Origin of the sequence: Pseudarthrobacter sp. N5, assembly GCF_050157035.1 — a bacterium.
Taxonomy (GTDB): domain Bacteria; phylum Actinomycetota; class Actinomycetes; order Actinomycetales; family Micrococcaceae; genus Arthrobacter.
Genome location: NZ_CP189593.1, coordinates 3015424 through 3031109 on the forward strand (window position 1 = coordinate 3015424; position 15686 = coordinate 3031109).

Annotated in this window: 17 protein-coding genes; 8 read left to right on the forward strand and 9 right to left on the reverse strand. The window is 62.8% G+C overall.

What is annotated here, in order from left to right; all coding sequences use genetic code 11:
- Positions 1 to 39: 39 nt before the first annotated feature.
- The 3 genes from ACQCST_RS14470 to ACQCST_RS14480 are packed head-to-tail and all read right to left on the reverse strand — an operon-like array spanning position 40 to position 2461.
- Positions 40 to 1266 carry a hypothetical protein gene (locus ACQCST_RS14470; protein ID WP_426996442.1) on the reverse strand — a complete coding sequence of 409 codons (1227 nt, stop codon included), beginning with the start codon at positions 1264 to 1266 and terminating at the stop codon, positions 40 to 42.
- A 26-nt stretch (positions 1267 to 1292) separates the two neighbouring features.
- Positions 1293 to 1652, reverse strand: a complete 360-nt coding sequence (locus ACQCST_RS14475) for a DivIVA domain-containing protein (protein WP_426996443.1) — start codon at positions 1650 to 1652, stop codon at positions 1293 to 1295.
- A 23-nt stretch (positions 1653 to 1675) separates the two neighbouring features.
- Positions 1676 to 2461: a TIGR00730 family Rossman fold protein gene (locus ACQCST_RS14480; protein WP_426996444.1), complete on the reverse strand. Its 786-nt coding sequence runs from the start codon at positions 2459 to 2461 to the stop codon at positions 1676 to 1678.
- Between the two features lie 105 nt (positions 2462 to 2566).
- Between ACQCST_RS14480 and ACQCST_RS14485 the strand changes: the two genes are divergently transcribed.
- From ACQCST_RS14485 to ACQCST_RS14500, 4 genes are all read left to right on the forward strand, one after another.
- The gene (locus ACQCST_RS14485; protein WP_426996445.1) at positions 2567 to 3322 is read left to right on the forward strand and encodes an amino acid ABC transporter ATP-binding protein; all 756 of its coding nucleotides are present in this window, start codon (positions 2567 to 2569) and stop codon (positions 3320 to 3322) included.
- Positions 3323 to 3378: 56 nt separating this feature from the next.
- Complete coding sequence (locus tag ACQCST_RS14490; protein ID WP_426996446.1) at positions 3379 to 4263, forward strand: glutamate ABC transporter substrate-binding protein; 885 nt, start codon at positions 3379 to 3381, stop codon at positions 4261 to 4263.
- 90 nt (positions 4264 to 4353) lie between these two features.
- Positions 4354 to 5004: an amino acid ABC transporter permease gene (locus ACQCST_RS14495; protein ID WP_426996447.1), complete on the forward strand. Its 651-nt coding sequence runs from the start codon at positions 4354 to 4356 to the stop codon at positions 5002 to 5004.
- Positions 5001 to 5846, forward strand: a complete 846-nt coding sequence (locus tag ACQCST_RS14500; RefSeq protein ID WP_426996448.1) for an amino acid ABC transporter permease — start codon at positions 5001 to 5003, stop codon at positions 5844 to 5846. Before ACQCST_RS14495 ends, ACQCST_RS14500 begins: the two co-directional genes overlap by 4 nt.
- A gap of 82 nt (positions 5847 to 5928) precedes the next feature.
- Here ACQCST_RS14500 and dapE read toward each other — a convergent pair whose 3' ends face one another.
- The gene (gene dapE, locus ACQCST_RS14505; protein ID WP_426996449.1) at positions 5929 to 7053 is read right to left on the reverse strand and encodes a succinyl-diaminopimelate desuccinylase; all 1125 of its coding nucleotides are present in this window, start codon (positions 7051 to 7053) and stop codon (positions 5929 to 5931) included.
- Positions 7054 to 7202: 149 nt separating this feature from the next.
- On the opposite strand from dapE, the gene dapD reads away from it, so the two are divergent.
- Both dapD and ACQCST_RS14515 read left to right on the forward strand, forming a co-directional pair.
- Positions 7203 to 8249 (forward strand): 2,3,4,5-tetrahydropyridine-2,6-dicarboxylate N-succinyltransferase, encoded by a 1047-nt coding sequence (dapD, locus tag ACQCST_RS14510; RefSeq protein WP_426996450.1) that lies wholly within the window; start codon positions 7203 to 7205, stop codon positions 8247 to 8249.
- Between the two features lie 62 nt (positions 8250 to 8311).
- Positions 8312 to 9166, forward strand: a complete 855-nt coding sequence (locus ACQCST_RS14515; protein WP_426996451.1) for a hypothetical protein — start codon at positions 8312 to 8314, stop codon at positions 9164 to 9166.
- Between the two features lie 31 nt (positions 9167 to 9197).
- On the opposite strand, the gene ACQCST_RS14520 is transcribed toward ACQCST_RS14515, so the two are convergent.
- Together ACQCST_RS14520 and ACQCST_RS14525 are read right to left on the reverse strand one after the other, a co-directional pair.
- The gene (locus ACQCST_RS14520; RefSeq protein ID WP_426996452.1) at positions 9198 to 9809 is read right to left on the reverse strand and encodes a hypothetical protein; all 612 of its coding nucleotides are present in this window, start codon (positions 9807 to 9809) and stop codon (positions 9198 to 9200) included.
- A 67-nt stretch (positions 9810 to 9876) separates the two neighbouring features.
- On the reverse strand, positions 9877 to 10524 hold the full coding sequence (locus tag ACQCST_RS14525) for a TetR/AcrR family transcriptional regulator (protein WP_426996453.1): 648 nt from the start codon (positions 10522 to 10524) through the stop codon (positions 9877 to 9879).
- Positions 10525 to 10631: 107 nt separating this feature from the next.
- Between ACQCST_RS14525 and galE the strand changes: the two genes are divergently transcribed.
- A complete protein-coding gene (galE, locus tag ACQCST_RS14530; protein ID WP_426996454.1) occupies positions 10632 to 11645 on the forward strand; it encodes a UDP-glucose 4-epimerase GalE in 1014 nt (337 codons plus the stop codon).
- Between the two features lie 92 nt (positions 11646 to 11737).
- Here galE and ACQCST_RS14535 read toward each other — a convergent pair whose 3' ends face one another.
- The 3 genes from ACQCST_RS14535 to fdxA form a co-directional block, all read right to left on the reverse strand.
- The gene (locus ACQCST_RS14535) at positions 11738 to 13021 is read right to left on the reverse strand and encodes a citrate synthase (protein ID WP_426996455.1); all 1284 of its coding nucleotides are present in this window, start codon (positions 13019 to 13021) and stop codon (positions 11738 to 11740) included.
- A gap of 231 nt (positions 13022 to 13252) precedes the next feature.
- Entirely contained in the window at positions 13253 to 14407 is a 1155-nt protein-coding gene (gene dapC / locus ACQCST_RS14540; RefSeq protein ID WP_426996456.1) for a succinyldiaminopimelate transaminase, read from the reverse strand.
- A gap of 6 nt (positions 14408 to 14413) precedes the next feature.
- Complete coding sequence (fdxA, locus tag ACQCST_RS14545) at positions 14414 to 14740, reverse strand: ferredoxin (RefSeq protein ID WP_426996457.1); 327 nt, start codon at positions 14738 to 14740, stop codon at positions 14414 to 14416.
- Positions 14741 to 14890: 150 nt separating this feature from the next.
- Here fdxA and ACQCST_RS14550 point away from each other — a divergent pair, with 150 nt between their 5' ends.
- A complete protein-coding gene (locus ACQCST_RS14550) occupies positions 14891 to 15133 on the forward strand; it encodes a hypothetical protein (RefSeq protein WP_426996458.1) in 243 nt (80 codons plus the stop codon).
- The last annotated feature ends 553 nt before the right edge of the window (positions 15134 to 15686 follow it).

Below are 15686 nucleotides of genomic sequence, written 5' to 3' on the forward strand. Positions count from 1 at the left end.
AGGAAAACCCGAAGCGCAAGGCCCTGGCGGGTGGAGGAATCACGGCGGATAGTCTCCGCCGCCCGGTAATTCGGCCCATGCCCACAACCAGACGATCCAGACGATCTGCAGGAGCACATACATGGTGATCACGGCTCCGCGGTAGGCGCGTGAGCGTGATACCAGCGCGGCGCCGAGAGCCAACGGGAACAGCGGCAGAAGCATTCGGAACGTGCTGGTCTGCGGGTGCAGGAACACCAGCAGATAGGCCATGTAGCAGACGCACCAGAGCCTGAGTTCCAGGCCGAGCTGCGTCACCGGCCCGGACATCATGAGCAGCGTGAACAACACCGCGAACGCAAACGGCGCCAGCACTCCCAGCACCGGCCCGAACAGCTGGATGCCAGTATCAAACCACGGCTTGAACGGCACGAGGTCATGGCCCCGCCACACTGTCTCAGTCTTCGTATAAGCCTCCGGATCCCCCGTGGCGGCCCACGCGATGGCCGGCCACGCCAGTGCGCCGGCTGCACTTGCGGCGGTAAGTCCGGCGAGGGACCAGAGCTCCCCGACGCTATGGTTGTGCGAACCCGCTTCGTGGCTTCGCCCCCACGACCGGAACAGCAGGAGCAGCAGGAGCAGCGCAATCATGGCGGCGAACGGAACCCCGGTGGGCCTGGATAGGCACATCAACAGCACCACTGGTATTGCCCACAGGTATTGCCTACGCAGCACCAGCAAGAGCCCGCTGGCAAGCAGGAGGATGTTCAGCGACTCCGCGTAGGGCACTTGAAAGACCGCTGCGACAGGGAACGCGGAAAAAAATGCCACTGCCCACAATGCCGGACCGTGAGCCGCTCTGTGACGGAACAGGCCATAGACCACCATCGCCGCAGCCAAACCGGCGGCCGTGGCGATAAGCGTCAGCGAAATCGCCGGGCTCACTCCGGTAAGGGCCGTCACTGCCCGGCCCAGAAACGGGAACAACGGATAGAACGCCCAGGCATTCTCCTTGACGTTGCCGGTGCCGTCCACTGGCAGGTCCGCCGGGTACCCGCTAGCCAGGACTTCGCCGTACCAGCGACCATCCCAGATGTTGATGAAGTTCCAGTAATCGGGCGTGGCCGGAAACCACGGATTTACTCCCTGGTGCAGGGCGGCTGCCATAAAGATGCACGCGCTGACAAGCCGGGCGGCACCATAAATCGCACCGACCTGCGCCCACCAGGGCCACCTGCCGGCGCTGCTTGCGGCGGCCGAAGCCAGGCGACTGGCAGCCTCAGTCAACCCACGGGGCCTGGCGGACGCTCCGCTCAAAGCCCGTCCTCCGCAATCGCCCGCGGTGCGCCGATCTGTTTGTTCAGGCGCTCAATTTCCCGGTCTTTGGCGGCCAGCTGATCGCGGAGCTCGTCCAACACCTGGTCCACCTGGTCCATCCGGTACCCGCGGAGGCCAAGAGCAAACCTGATGCTGTCGACGTCGGCCGGCACGGCTTCCGCAGGAAGCAGCACCGGAGGAAGGGACGCTACCGGCTCCTCAAAGGCATCAACAATCTCCTTGCCGCCGGAAGGTCTCTGCCGGAAGATCCCGGACGCTGCGCCCGTTCCGATGAACACGGTGACGCCGATCAGTGCGATGGCGAGGAAAACCAGAAAGAAACTCACGTCTCCCATCGTGCCAGAAACCGCGGTCCAGCCTATTCCGGCCTCTGGTCACCGTTGGTGTAGGGCGTGCGCACGGTGCCGTGCAGAACCCGGTTAACCGCTTCACCCGGATCATCAACCAGCTGGACCAGGTCCAGGTCCTTTGCGGAGACCATGCCTTCGGCCACGAGGGTGCCTTTGATCCATTCGATCATGGGCCCCCAGAACGCTGTGCCCAGAAGAACGATCGGGAACGATGTCACTTTCTGTGTCTGGACCAGGACCATGGCCTCAAAGAGCTCATCGAGCGTACCCAGCCCTCCGGGCAGCACAATAAAACCCTGCGCGTACTTGACGAACATGGTTTTCCGGGCGAAGAAGTACCGGAAGTTGATGCCCAGATCAACCCATTGATTGAGTCCCTGTTCGAACGGGAGCTCGATTCCCAGCCCCACGGAGACTCCGTTGCCCTCCACGGCGCCCCGGTTGGCGGCTTCCATGGACCCCGGGCCGCCGCCGGTGATCACAGCCACTCCTGCTTCGGCCAGCTTCCGGCCCACTTGTACGCCCATTTCGTAGAACGGACTTCCCGGTTTAGTCCGGGCCGAGCCGAATACGCTGACTGCCGGACCGATGTCCGCCAGAGCGCCAAAGCCTTCAACAAACTCGCTTTGGATACGCAGGACGCGCCACGGATCAGTGTGGATGAACTGCCCGGCGCCCTTGGTATCAAGCAGGCGCTGATCCGACATTTCCACGGCCGCCTGTTTGCGGCGAAGCTCAAGCGGCCCCTTGCGGCGGGGCGGTGTGGGTTTAACTGGGTCTGCGTTGAGGGTCATTCCCCTAGGCTAGCGTGCTGACCTGCAGGTATCTCTTGAATTACGATCTGCAGGAAGTCGGCGTGATTCCCGTCATAAGTGACCAATGTTCGCTAGATTCGTCTTATGACTACTCAAGTGCCCGGCGAAGCGCTCGTCTCCCTGAATGCCGTCAATAAGCATTACGGCCAGCTTCACGTTCTGAAGGACATCAATCTGCAGGTCCGCAAGGGTGAAGTTGTTGTGGTGATTGGGCCGTCGGGCTCCGGCAAATCAACGCTTTGCCGTGCCATCAACCGTCTGGAAACCATTGATAAAGGCACCATCTCCATTGACGGAAAGCTGCTGCCCGAAGAAGGCAAGGAGCTCGCACATCTCAGGGCCGACGTCGGAATGGTCTTCCAGTCCTTCAACCTGTTCGCGCATAAAACCATCCTTGAAAACGTGACGCTCGGCCCCATCAAGGTCAAGAAGGTCCCCAAGGCGCAGGCGGATAAGGAAGGCATGGCGATCCTGGAGCGCGTAGGCGTCGGGATCCAGGCGCCCAAACTACCGGCCCAGCTCTCCGGCGGCCAGCAGCAGCGTGTCGCTATTGCCCGGGCCCTGGCCATGAAGCCGAAGGTGATGCTGTTCGACGAGCCCACTTCGGCCTTGGACCCGGAAATGATCAATGAGGTCCTCGATGTCATGATCCAGCTGGCCAAGGAAGGCATGACCATGGTTGTGGTCACGCACGAGATGGGCTTTGCCCGCAAGGCCGCTGACCGCGTGGTGTTCATGGCCGACGGCCAGATCGTCGAGGACGCCACGCCCGAGGAGTTCTTTACCAATCCCAAGAGCACCCGTGCCAAAGACTTCCTCTCCAAGCTCCTCACGCACTGACCACCCACGAATTCGCACCCAGGCCGTCACCGGCGGCCATCAATGAAAGGAATGTCATGATGGCATTTATGACCCGACGCACGTCGCTTCTGGTTGCCGCCTCGGCAGCCCTCGCACTGTCGCTGAGTGCATGCGGCGGCGGCGGATCCAGCACCGGCAACCCCAGCGTCGCGGACAAGCCGAGCTTCGCTGCCAACAGCACCATGGCCAAGCTTTCCTCCGCCGGAAAGATCACCATCGGCACGAAGTTCGACCAGCCGCTGTTCGGCCAGAAGGGCCTGGACGGAAAGCCGGTAGGCTTCGATGTTGAGATCGGCAAGGCCATCGCAGCCAAGCTGGGCATCGCTGCAGACAAGATCGAATGGGTAGAGACCGTTTCGGCCAACCGCGAGCCGTTCATCGAGCAAGCCCGCGTGGACATCGTCGTCGCGACCTACACCATCAATGACGCGCGCAAGCAGAAGGTTTCCTTCGCTGGCCCGTACTACGAGGCCGGCCAGGCATTGCTGGTGAACAAGGACGACTCGTCCATCACCAAGCCGGAAGATGTTAAGGGTAAGAAAGTCTGCTCCGTGACCGGTTCCACGCCAGCCAAGACCATCGTGGACAAGTATGGCGCCGAGCTTGTTCCTGCAGCGAACTACACTGCCTGCCTTGAGCCGCTGCGCAATAAGCAGGTCGTTGCCGTGACCACGGACAACGTCATCCTGGCTGGTTACGTCGACAAGGAACCGAACGCGTTCAAGCTCGCCTCCGACCAGACGTTCACCAAGGAGCCTTACGGCATTGGCCTGAAGAAGGACGACACCGAGTTCCGCACGTGGATCAATGACCAGCTCGAGGCCTTCGCGAAGGACGGCACCTACAAGAAGGCATGGGAGGCTACGGCCGGCAAGGTCATCAAGACCGCTCCGGAGCTTCCGGCCATCAACCGCTACTAAGCGGCGACAGGTGGCTGCCGGTGGCCCGCAAGGGTTCTCCGGCAGCCACCTTCGTCAGGGTTCGCCTTTCCGCCGTCGCCGAAGGACATCATGGACGTCATTATTGAAAGCCTCCCGCAATACTGGGACGGATTCCTCCGCACATTGTTTCTGGCCGGAGTCTCCGGCGTCATCGCCCTAGTTTTCGGCACAGTCCTGGCCGCCATGCGCGTGTCGCCCGTGGCCGCGCTGCGGGGCTTCAGCACGTTTTACGTGGAAGTGGCCAGGAACACCCCGCTCACCATCCTCTTCTTTTTCTCAGCCATCGTGCTGCCGCGCCTGGGGATCAAGTTCGATCAGTTTGAAGTGGCAGCGATCATCGCCTTGAGCGGCTACACTGCGGCGTTCGTGGCCGAAGCCGTCCGCTCGGGCGTGAACAGCGTTGCCGTCGGCCAGGCTGAAGCTGCCCGAAGCATCGGCATGACATTTACGCAGGTCCTGGGCCTGATTGTGCTGCCGCAGGCGCTGCGAACCGTGGTGCCGCCCCTTATCAACATCCTGATCGCCTTGGTGAAGAACTCATCCGTTGCCGGTGCCTTCTTCGTCCTGGAGCTGTTCGGCTACGGACTGCAGCTCTCCAATAGCCGCGGCGACGCCGTCATGTGGGTGCTGATCGGCGTTGCGATCTTCTATCTCCTGCTCACGGTGCCGCTTGGCCTCCTTGCCCACTATGTCGAACGTAAGGTGGCGATCGCCCGATGAGTTCAGTCCTGTATGACGTACCCGGTCCCAAGGCGCGGCGCGTCTCGCTCATCGGCTCGGTCGTGGGTTCCCTCATCATCGCCGGCGGCGTGGTGGGGGCCGTGGTCATCCTCTCCAGCCAGGGGATCTTTGATTCAGCACGCTGGGCCGTATTCGTCAACGAGTCGGCCAGGGACGTCTGGACCCAGCTGGGTCTTGGTGTGCTGTCAACCCTGCAGGCGGCTGCTGTAGCCGCCGTCATCGCGTTTCCGCTGGGTGTTGCCCTGTGCCTCCTGCGCATTTCCCTGATTGCCTGGGTCCGCATCCCCACGCAGGTGGTGCTGGAGTTCCTGCGCGGCATGCCGGTGGTCCTGATGATCCTGTTCGTGCTGCTTGTCTTTGCCACCAGCCCGTATGTGGCCGTCGTGACCGGCCTGGTCCTGTACAACGCGGCAATTTTCGCGGAGATCCTGCGGGCCGGCATCCAATCACTGCCCAAGGGTCAGCGCGAGGCCGGCCTGGCCATCGGCCTGCGAAGCTTCCAGTCGCGTGTGTCCGTCGAGTTCCCGCAGGCCATCCGCCGGATGCTTCCGTCGCTGATCGCCCAACTGGTGGTCCTGCTCAAGGACACCTCACTCGGCTACATCGTGGCGTACGAGGAGTTGCTGCGTAAGGTGAAGCTGATCTCGGACCTGGAGCCGAGCCTGCTGTTCTCCGCATTTTTTGTGGGAGCCGCGATCTACATCCTGATCAACCTCTCGGTGTCCCGCCTGGCCATCTGGATCGAACGCCGCGGTTCCAAAAAGGCCGCGGGCGGCGTGGCCAAGGCGCCAACTGCCGGGGTCGCCACCCTGATCAAGTAACGCACCGCAGAAGGGAGAAGGTCCGCAGCCGTGGAGGCTGCGGACCTTCTGCTTTCAGGACGCTCCGACGCTCGCTCCGGAGCTATCCGGCCAGCCAGGTCCGCAGGGCGCGCAGGCACTCGCGGATTGCACCGGCGTCGACGTGTTCATTGTCCTTATGTGCCAGCAAGGGGTCACCGGGTCCGAAATTGACCGCCGGGATGCCCAGCTCGCTGAAACGCGCGACGTCGGTCCAGCCGTATTTGGGTTTCGGCTCGGCACCCACTGCGGCCACGAAGGACGCGGCCGCCGGATGATTAAGTCCCGGACGCGCGCCCGCGGCGCTGTCCGTCCGCACGACGTCGAAGCCGGCGAGGAGCTCACGCACGTGAACTTCTGCCTGGTCCGGGGTCTTGTCCGGGGCGAAACGGTAGTTGATCTCGACGACGCAGCGGTCGGGAATGACGTTGCCCGCGGTGCCGCCGTTGATTTTTACGGCGTTGAGGCTTTCCCGGTAGTCCAGGCCGTCCACATTGATGGTCCATGGTTCATAGGACGCCAGCCGTTCAAGGATGGGTGCCGCGGCGTGGATCGCATTCCTGCCCATCCACGCCCGTGCCGAATGCGCTGCCTCGCCGGCAGTGGTCGCCTCAAAGCGCATGGTTCCGTTACATCCGCCCTCGACCGTCCCGTCCGTTGGTTCCAGCAGGATGGCGAAGTCGCCGTCGAGGAGTTTGCCGTGGTTGCGGACAAGCCTTCCGAGACCGCTCTTGACCGCCTCCACTTCCTCGTGGTCGTAGAAAACGAAAGTGACATCCTTGCCCGGTTGAGCGCCGTCGTCGAACAGTGAAGCTGCAAGTGCGAGCTGGACGGCAACGCCCCCCTTCATATCCGTGGCACCACGGCCGTACAGAACGCCTTCGCCAGGTACACCCGATGGCCAGGTGGAGGGAACGGTGCCCAGCGATCCCTCGGTGACAGGGAGCGGAACAGTGTCCAGATGACCGGCAAGAATAACGCGCTCGGGGCGTCCCAGGCTGGTGCGGGCGATCAGCGAATCGCCGTCGCGGACCACGTCAAGGCCGCCGATGCCGCGCAGGGCACGTTCGACGGCGTCGGCCAGTTCTTTTTCGTTTCCGGACACGCTGTTGATGTCGATCAGGGCGGCGGTCAGGAGGGCAACGTCCTGGCGGAGATCAAGCCGGACGGGAGTCGGTGGAAGAGTCACGGTTCCACTTTATCCCGCGCCGGTCCCGCACCTTGGCCCAAGTAACCCGCATTTGTGGTCGTTCTGACGCGCCAGAACGACCACAAATGCGACTCAGTTGGGTCCGGTTCGGTTTCGGCGACTGCAGGGCGCCTCGTTAGACTGGAGGCATGACTGAAACTGCTGCTTCCGCTGTGCCCGCAGAACATCCCGAAGGCGCTAACCAGCCCGTACCCGCCGATTCCCGCTCCGCCTACGGCTTCGGGGTGGCCACCATCGCCACCGGCAACGGTGAAGCCACTTTCCTGGACGTCTGGTTCCCGGCTCCGAAGCTCGGAGTGGCGGCAGAACACCTCCGGGCGGTGGAGAACGCTGATGACGCACTGACCGGCATCGCGGAATCCGGCGCGGACGCGGACCGCGGCACAGAACAAAAGGTGGTCTTCGTCCAGATCAACCTCGACGAAGCCCCGGCGGATACCGCCGATGCCTACCTGCGCCTGCACCTGCTCTCCCACCGGCTGGTCCGGCCTAACACCATCAACCTGGACGGCGTCTTCGGCAAGCTGCCCAACGTGGTCTGGACCAACTTCGGGCCAGCCGCCGTGGAAGGATTTGAGCTCACCCGGGCAAAACTGCGCAAACGAGGTGCAGTGACCGTCTACGGTGTAGACAAGTTCCCGCGCATGGTGGACTACGTTGTCCCCTCCGGTGTGCGCATCGCCGACGCCGACCGCGTCCGGCTGGGCGCGCACCTCGCCGAAGGTACCACTGTCATGCACGAAGGATTTGTGAACTTCAACGCCGGCACGCTCGGCAACTCCATGGTCGAAGGCCGAATCTCAGCCGGAGTGGTGGCCGGCGACGGCACCGACGTTGGCGGCGGCGCATCGATCATGGGCACGCTCTCTGGCGGAGGCAAGGAAAAGATCGCACTGGGCGAGCGCGTGCTGCTGGGGGCCAACTCGGGCGTGGGCATCAGCATAGGGGACGATTCAGTGGTTGAGGCCGGCCTGTATGTGACAGCAGGTACGAGGGTCAGGATTCTCGGCCCCAAGGACGCTGACGGCGAGGACACCACCGAAATAGTCAAGGCCGTGGAACTCTCAGGGGTTCCCAATCTGCTGTTCCGGCGCAACTCGACCAGCGGCGCCGTCGAGGTCCTTCCGCGGAAAGGCCAGACAGTGGAGCTCAACGAGGCCCTGCACAGCAACTGATCACCCGCTGAGTGGATGACTGCATTTCGAGCGGCCTGAGCAGGGCCTGAGGGGGACTCTTCGTGGCACGGAGACGCGGCCTGCGCCGCTCCATAGTGCTGGTGCTTGCCCTGACGCTGGCAGCTGGCGGGATTTATGTGGCAGTGGCCCTTATCCAGCGCTCGGAAACGCTGGTCACAGAAGTCTGCACCGCAGTCGTGGGTTCCCAGACGGCGGAACTTGCCACCGATCAGGCCGCCAACGCCGCACTGATCACGGCGGTGGCGGTGCGGCGCGGGATGCCGGCCAGGGCAGCAACCATTGCTCTTGCCACGGCAATGCAGGAATCGAAGCTCCGCAATATTGACCACGGTGACCAGGCCGGCCCGGACTCCCGCGGTCTCTTTCAGCAGCGGCCCTCGCAGGGCTGGGGCACAGAAGAGCAGGTCATGGATCCGCTCCACGCCACAAATGCGTTCTATGACGCGCTCGAGAAGATAGCCGGCTACGACTCTTTGGAGATTACGGATGCCGCACAGCAGGTTCAGCGATCGGCGTTTCCGCGGGCGTATGCCCAGCACGAGGGCATGGGCCGCGCTTTCGCCTCCGCGCTGACGGGCCAGACCCCTCAAGCTTTGGACTGCACCCTACGTTCCCCTGACTCGGCAGGGCAGACCGGTTCACTCATTGACGAGCTCATGGCCGCCTACGGCGCCGTTTCAGTAGTTGCCGACGGCGGGACCGTGGTGGTTGAGGCCAGCGGAGGCCAGGCGTGGTCCGTGGCGCAGTGGGCTGTGGCCAACGCCAAGGAACTCTCCGTGACTCAGGTGGATGTTGAGGGACGCAGCTGGAACCGCTCGTCGCGGAACGGCTGGCAGGAATCCGGCGCAGCAGGCGGCAAAGTCACCGTGACGGTCTCGGCGGGTCCTGCTTCGTAAGCAGTTCCTCCTCGAGTTCCGCCGTCACGACTCAGACCAACAGCTCCACAACCGGCTGTACATAACTGCGGAAGACCTCCGGCTGCGACAGCAGGTCATGGCTCATGATGATCTTGTCCGGTTCCAGATACCACGCCCGTTGTTCGTTCAGCGGAAGCTCGATGATGGTCAGGGTGAAGTCCCGGGCACTCCGGCCGACTTCAAGCAGCCTGTCATCCACCATGTCTCCCAGCAGCTGCGCCGCCCCTGTTGCCTCACGTTCAGCTTCCAGTTCGGCATATTCGCTACGCCGCTCACGTGCCCAGGTAAGGGCCGCGCCGAAGTGGGCCTGCAGCACACGGCGGAGCGCGGGCGAATTCCCGAAGGCTTTGAAGTTAGGCGGCGTCAACTCCGGAGCCATCTTCGGATGGGCCTTCAGGAGTTGTTCCCACCAGGCTTCCCACTCGGTCTTGAGCGCGTTGATCCCGCCCACTTCCCCTGTGAGGTGGGAATGATCGGCAGCACGGATCTTCGGGGCGGCGTGGGAGAGGGCTGGATGTCCGGCACCATCCAGCCCAGCGGTGTCGCGCACGTAAAGTGCAATGAGCATGGGCCCGGAGGTGTCCATGGTGATTCTCCAGCCTGGACCGCCTGTGTGGTGCATCCGGATGCCTCCCTTAGCATGATGTGGCCGGCCCGGTTTAGCGGCTACTTGTTCCCCGGCTCCAAGTCTATTCCCGAAGTGTCCGGACGTTAACGGAGCCCCGCCCGCTCCGCATCCCTGACAGATGGGATTCGAGTACATCGCGGCACATCGCCGCAGTCATCCACTCCGGTTGAAGCAGCGCGTGCATCGTCAGTCCGTCAAGAATGGCGAGCAACCGCTCAGCCTCCGTCACCAGTTGATGCTGACCGTCGTCGTCGTCCGCCGTGAGCTCCACAACAACCTGCCCGACGACGGCGGCCACCGCGCGGTGGCTTCTATCCGCTTCGGCAGACAGAAAGGGCCGGATCCGGGCGGCATTCTTGAACGCCATCCACACACACGCGTCCACTGCGCTTTCCTCATCCAATGGCAGGAACTCACCCAGCAGGGTTAAAACCGCATCGTGATGCGCCTGTGAACCGGTGGCCAGAGAAGCTGTCCTTGTCTGAGCCGCCGCGAGGCGGGCCAGGACCCGGTCCACCACAACCGCGAACGAATGTGCAAGGAGTTCCTCGCTGCTTGAGAAATAGTGACGGACAGATCCAACGGCCAGTCCGGCCTCGTCAGCGACTTCGCGAAGGGACGCCCGCTCAAGTCCGTCGGCGGCGATGATTCGGAAGACAGCCTGGACAACGTCCTGGCGCCGGGCAGCGGCATCCACAATTTTAGGCACCCCCAAGTATTTAGCACAGATGTGCCGCCATGGAGCTGTGGCACACCGGCGCTGTGGAGCTTCTGAAACACTCAGGGGACGCAGTGGAATTGGGATAGCGTTGGAGCATGAAAATTCTGGTCACCGGAGGCACCGGTTACATCGGCTCGCACACTGTTCTGTCCCTTCAGGAGGCCGGCCACGAGGTGGTGGTCATTGACAACCTGGTGAACTCGAGCGAAGAGTCGTTGCGCCGCGTCGCTGAGCTGAGCGGCAAGGCCGCGGTGTTCCACAACGTGGATCTCGTCGACGAGTCCGCCGTGGAGGCTGTTTTTGCCCGGCACACCATTGACGCCGTTGTCCACTTCGCCGGCCTCAAGGCCGTGGGGGAATCCGTCCGCGAGCCGCTGAAGTACTACTACAACAACCTTGTAGGCACGCTGAACCTCATTCGGGTGATGGACCGGCACGATGTCCGCTCCATCGTCTTCAGTTCCTCAGCCACGGTCTATGGCGAGCACAACGCCATCCCCTACATCGAAAAGATGGAGATTGGCGCCAACAACCCGTACGGCCGCACCAAGGAACAGATTGAGGACATCCTCGCTGACCTCGGTGCCGCAGACAGCCGCTGGCACATCGCGCTTCTGCGCTACTTCAACCCGGTGGGTGCCCACCCTTCAGGCCGAATCGGAGAGGACCCCCAGGGCATTCCGAACAACCTCGTTCCCTTCATCGCCCAGGTGGCCGTGGGCCGGCGCGACAAGCTGATGGTTTTCGGCGGCGACTACGACACCCCGGACGGCACCTGCCTCCGCGATTACATCCACGTGGTGGACCTTGCGGAAGGACACGTGGCCGCGCTGAATTACGTGGCGGACCGCGAAGGCGTGTTCCGCTGGAACCTGGGCTCAGGCAAGGGCTCTTCCGTGCTGGAGGTGCTCCGCTCCTTCGAAAAAGCGGTGGGACATGCGCTCCCCTATGAGATCACGGGCCGCCGTGCCGGAGATCTGCCCGCTTTCTGGGCCGACGCCAACTCCGCACTGGCTGACCTGAGCTGGTCTACCACAAAAACCGTGGACCAGATGTGCGAGGACCACTGGCGCTGGCAGAAGAACAACCCACTGGGCTACAACTCTTAGAACCGGTTGCTCCAACGACGGCGGCTGCCCACCTCGCAAGGTGAGCAGCCGCCGTCGACGCTACAGTCGCTATTAAGTCAGTTCAGGCCGCTTCAGCGGACTGGATAGTTGCGTTCCGGCTCACCTGTGTAGAGCTGCCGCGGACGGCCGATCTTGGTGTTCGGATCGCTGATCATTTCGCGCCACTGGGCAATCCAGCCCGGCAGCCGCCCGATGGCGAAGAGGACGGTGAACATCTTCTCCGGGAAACCCATGGCCTTGTAGATCAGGCCGGTGTAGAAGTCCACGTTGGGGTAGAGCTTGCGCTGGATGAAGTAGTCATCACCGAGTGCCTTCTCTTCCAGTCGCATGGCGATGTCCAGGAGTTCGTCATTGCCGCCGAGCTTGCCGAGGATCTCATGTGCCGTCGCCTTGATGATCTTGGCGCGGGGATCGTAGTTCTTGTAGACACGGTGCCCGAAGCCCATCAGGCGGACGCCGTCTTCCTTGTTCTTGACCTTCTCCATGTAATCCTCGGGCTTGATGCCGTCGGCCTGGATCTGTCGCAGCATCTTCAGGACTGCCTCGTTGGCGCCACCATGTGCCGGCCCGAAGAGTGCGTTGATTCCTGCAGAGACCGAAGCGAACAGGTTGGCGTTTGAGGAACCCACCAGCCGCACGGTGGAGGTGGAACAGTTCTGCTCGTGGTCGGCGTGCAGGATGAGGAGCAGGTCCAGCGCCTTGACGATCACCGGGTCCATCTCGTACTGCTCCGCCGGCAGACCAAAGCTGAGGCGGAGGAAGTTCTCCACCAGATTCATGGAGTTGTCCGGGTACAGCATGGGCTGGCCGATGGACTTCTTGTGTGCGTACGCAGCTATGACCGGCATCTTGGCCATGAGGCGGATGGTGGAAACTTCCACCTGCTCGGCGTTGAACGGATCGAGTGAGTCCTGGTAGAAAGTGGACAGCGCTGACACTGCCGAAGACAGCACAGGCATCGGGTGGGCATCGCGCGGGAAGCCGCTGAAGAACCCCTTGAGCTCTTCGTGCAGCAACGTGTGGTGGCGGATGCGCTGGTCAAAAGCGTCCAGCTCGGTGGGGGTGGGCAGGTTGCCGTAAATCAGCAGGTAGGAAACCTCCAGGAAGCTGGAGTGCTGGGCAAGCTGCTCGATCGGGTATCCGCGGTAACGCAGGATCCCGGCATCGCCGTCGATGTAGGTGATGGCAGAGGTGGTTGCTGCGGTATTCATGAAGCCGGGGTCAAAGGCGACGGCACCCGTCTGCTTCAGCAGCTTGGAAACGTCATAGCCTTCGTTTCCTTCAACAACCTTGATGCGCGGGAGCTTGAGCTCGCCACCTGCATGGTGCAGGGTTGCGCTGTTGGTCTCAGTCATGGAGTCCCCTTCATGAGGCGTCTGGGCCTCTGTAGAAAGCTTGATCCAACATCCGGTGAACCGGCCGCGCGCCCTGTCAGGGACAGGATTTCCAACGCCCGGGCTGCCTTCTTGTAGAAAGCCACCATTGATAGTCAGTTAAAAAGTACCGCCCCATGGCAATCTGCTACTAATCCTGTATCCACGAACAGCACCCAAAAGGCTCCAGTTGTGGTGCGAGTCACACGATTGTTACGGGCCTGTGGCCAGACGGGACACTGCGGCGTCGATGCGCTCGTCCGTTCCGGTCAACGCCACGCGGACATAGCCGTTGCCGGCGTCGCCGTAAAACACCCCGGGGCCCACCACTATCCCCCGCTCGGCGAGCCTTCCCACCGTGTCCCAGGTGGCTTCACCAGCAGTGGACCACAGGTAAAGGCCAGCCTTGGATTCATGGATTTCCAGGCCGAACCGCCGCAGTGCCGGAATAATCCGTTCCCGGCGTCCGCGGTAAAGATCCTTCTGCGCCTGCACATGGGCGTCATCGCCGAGGGCAACACGCATGGCCTCCTGAACCGGGTATGGCACGATCATGCCCGCGTGCTTGCGGCTGTTCACCAGGTTGGCCATTATTGCCGGGTCGCCAGCGACGAAGGCCGCCCGGTACCCGGCCAGATTGGACTGCTTGCTCAGCGAATAGACGGCGAGAAGCCCCTCATGCGAGCCTCCGGCGACCCGGGGATCCAGGATGCTGGGCACTGCTTTGCCGCCACGCTGCAGGTCCCATTCGTCCCAGCCGAGTTCGGCGTAGCATTCGTCCGATGCCACCACTGCGCCGAGTTCCCTCGCCTGGTCCACCAGAACCTTCAGGGATGCGGCATCGCGGACGCTGCCGGTTGGGTTTCCCGGAGAGTTGACCCAGATCAGCCGCACCTTGGCGCGGGTGGCCGGATCGAGCTCAGAGAGGCGGTCAGCAGCCACAGATGTTGCCCCTGCAAGAGTCGCGCCGATGTCATACGTGGGATAGGCGACGGTAGGACGGACCACAACGTCGCCCGGTTTAAGCCCCAGCAGCAGTGGCAGCCACGCAACCAGCTCCTTGGAGCCGACGGTGGGCATAACGTCCCGCGGATCGAGTCCGGCTACCCCGCGGCGGCGCTCAAACCAGGCCACGACGGCCTCGCGCAAGGCAATCGTGCCGTGCACAGTCGGGTAGCCCGGGGCGTCGGCTGCGCTCCTGAGGGCTTCCTGCACGAGCGGCGGCGTAGGGTCCACCGGGGTGCCGATGGAAAGATTGACTGTCCCGCCCGGATGCTTCGCCGCAGTGGCGAGGTAAGGCGCCATGGCTTCCCAGGGATAGTCAGGGAGGCTGAGACCGAAGCTGCCCACGGCAGATGCCACCGCCATGCCTGCCTAGTGGTCTTGGTTCTGAGGCGGCAGGGCGGCAATCATGGGGTGGTCTGTGCCCGTGTTGCCGATCTTTGCTGCTCCGCCCGGTGAGCCAAGGACATCGAAAAATTCGACATTGGCCTTGTAGTAATCGGCCCATTCGTCCGGGGTGTCGTCTTCGTAGTAGATCGCTTCCACCGGACATACAGGTTCGCAGGCACCACAGTCAACGCACTCGTCCGGATGGATGTAGAGGGAACGCTCACCTTCATAGATGCAGTCGACCGGGCACTCCTCAATACATGCCTTGTCCTTAACATCCACACAGGGCTGCGCGATTACGTACGTCACGTCCCGACCTCTCCACGTTGGTTCCGGCTGCCGGCCGGTTATTGCTTCCGGCGCTTATGCCGGACTGTTGACTACCGAGCCTATTATCTCCCAGTCTGATCCCGCGAACCTAGCCGGCGTCATAGTAGCGGTGCGTCATAGTATGAACTGGTGACTTCGACGACGCCTTCGCCCCGGGAATTCCTTGCTGCCGCTGCCCCCGGCACCCGTGTGGTAGTGCGCTACAGAATCGACGACGGCCTGACGGACGCGCTGGGCTATCTGGTGCAAACCGCCGACGGCGAGTCCACGGTCCGCACCCGGCGCTCCGACGTCGTGATTCCCCTGGACCTTGTGGTGGCTGCCAAGGAGGTGCCGCCGGAGCCCGTGCGGCGCCTCTCCCGGCCGCTTTGAGTGTGCCGCAGCCTACCTCAGGCCGCAATGCGGCTGATCCGCGGGTGGCGGACCACAAAGGCCAGCCCCTCCCGTATTCCGCAGCAAGAGGACGCCGTTCTGTTGCCGGGAGCCCCTGTTCGTGGTCGCGGGTGCGGCCGAGGAAGACGGCAGACACCAGATACCCCAAGGACTCCCTACAAAAAGCACCGGCGCCGTCACGAGGGTCAGCAGGCACGAAGCTCTGATAGGACACATCGAAGAAAACGGTATCTGTTCCCACCACGGCCGCGATGACGTATAGCTGCCAGATTTCAAGAATCCCGCCCCACCACAGCAGCGGAACGGCCGCCATGGCTGCCATCCGGACCAGGTCGGCAGTGATCATGGCGCGGCGTCAGCCACCGGTCCACCTAAGCGCCCGCCGGAAGCTCCGCCCTCAGAAGGCAGCCAGACCAGCGGCGCTGAGTGTAGGCCCACTTCAAATTCTGAGGCCACCAGCACGGATACGGCCAGCACAGGGACGCGGCAACTCTACCCGTTTGGGTGGATTCGGCAGTCACGGCAACAGTTG

Excerpts from the sequence above, each read along its gene's own strand:
- ACQCST_RS14475 (WP_426996443.1), bottom strand. The coding sequence starts at position 1,652 with ATGGGAGACGTGAGTTTCTTTCTGGTTTTCCTCGCCATCGCACTGATC.
- ACQCST_RS14480 (WP_426996444.1), bottom strand. The coding sequence starts at position 2,461 with ATGACCCTCAACGCAGACCCAGTTAAACCCACACCGCCCCGCCGCAAG.
- ACQCST_RS14485 (WP_426996445.1), top strand. The coding sequence starts at position 2,567 with ATGACTACTCAAGTGCCCGGCGAAGCGCTCGTCTCCCTGAATGCCGTC.
- ACQCST_RS14490 (WP_426996446.1), top strand. The coding sequence starts at position 3,379 with ATGATGGCATTTATGACCCGACGCACGTCGCTTCTGGTTGCCGCCTCG.
- ACQCST_RS14495 (WP_426996447.1), top strand. The coding sequence starts at position 4,354 with ATGGACGTCATTATTGAAAGCCTCCCGCAATACTGGGACGGATTCCTC.
- ACQCST_RS14500 (WP_426996448.1), top strand. The coding sequence starts at position 5,001 with ATGAGTTCAGTCCTGTATGACGTACCCGGTCCCAAGGCGCGGCGCGTC.
- dapD (WP_426996450.1), top strand. The coding sequence starts at position 7,203 with ATGACTGAAACTGCTGCTTCCGCTGTGCCCGCAGAACATCCCGAAGGC.
- ACQCST_RS14520 (WP_426996452.1), bottom strand. The coding sequence starts at position 9,809 with ATGCACCACACAGGCGGTCCAGGCTGGAGAATCACCATGGACACCTCC.
- galE (WP_426996454.1), top strand. The coding sequence starts at position 10,632 with ATGAAAATTCTGGTCACCGGAGGCACCGGTTACATCGGCTCGCACACT.
- ACQCST_RS14535 (WP_426996455.1), bottom strand. The coding sequence starts at position 13,021 with ATGACTGAGACCAACAGCGCAACCCTGCACCATGCAGGTGGCGAGCTC.
- dapC (WP_426996456.1), bottom strand. The coding sequence starts at position 14,407 with ATGGCGGTGGCATCTGCCGTGGGCAGCTTCGGTCTCAGCCTCCCTGAC.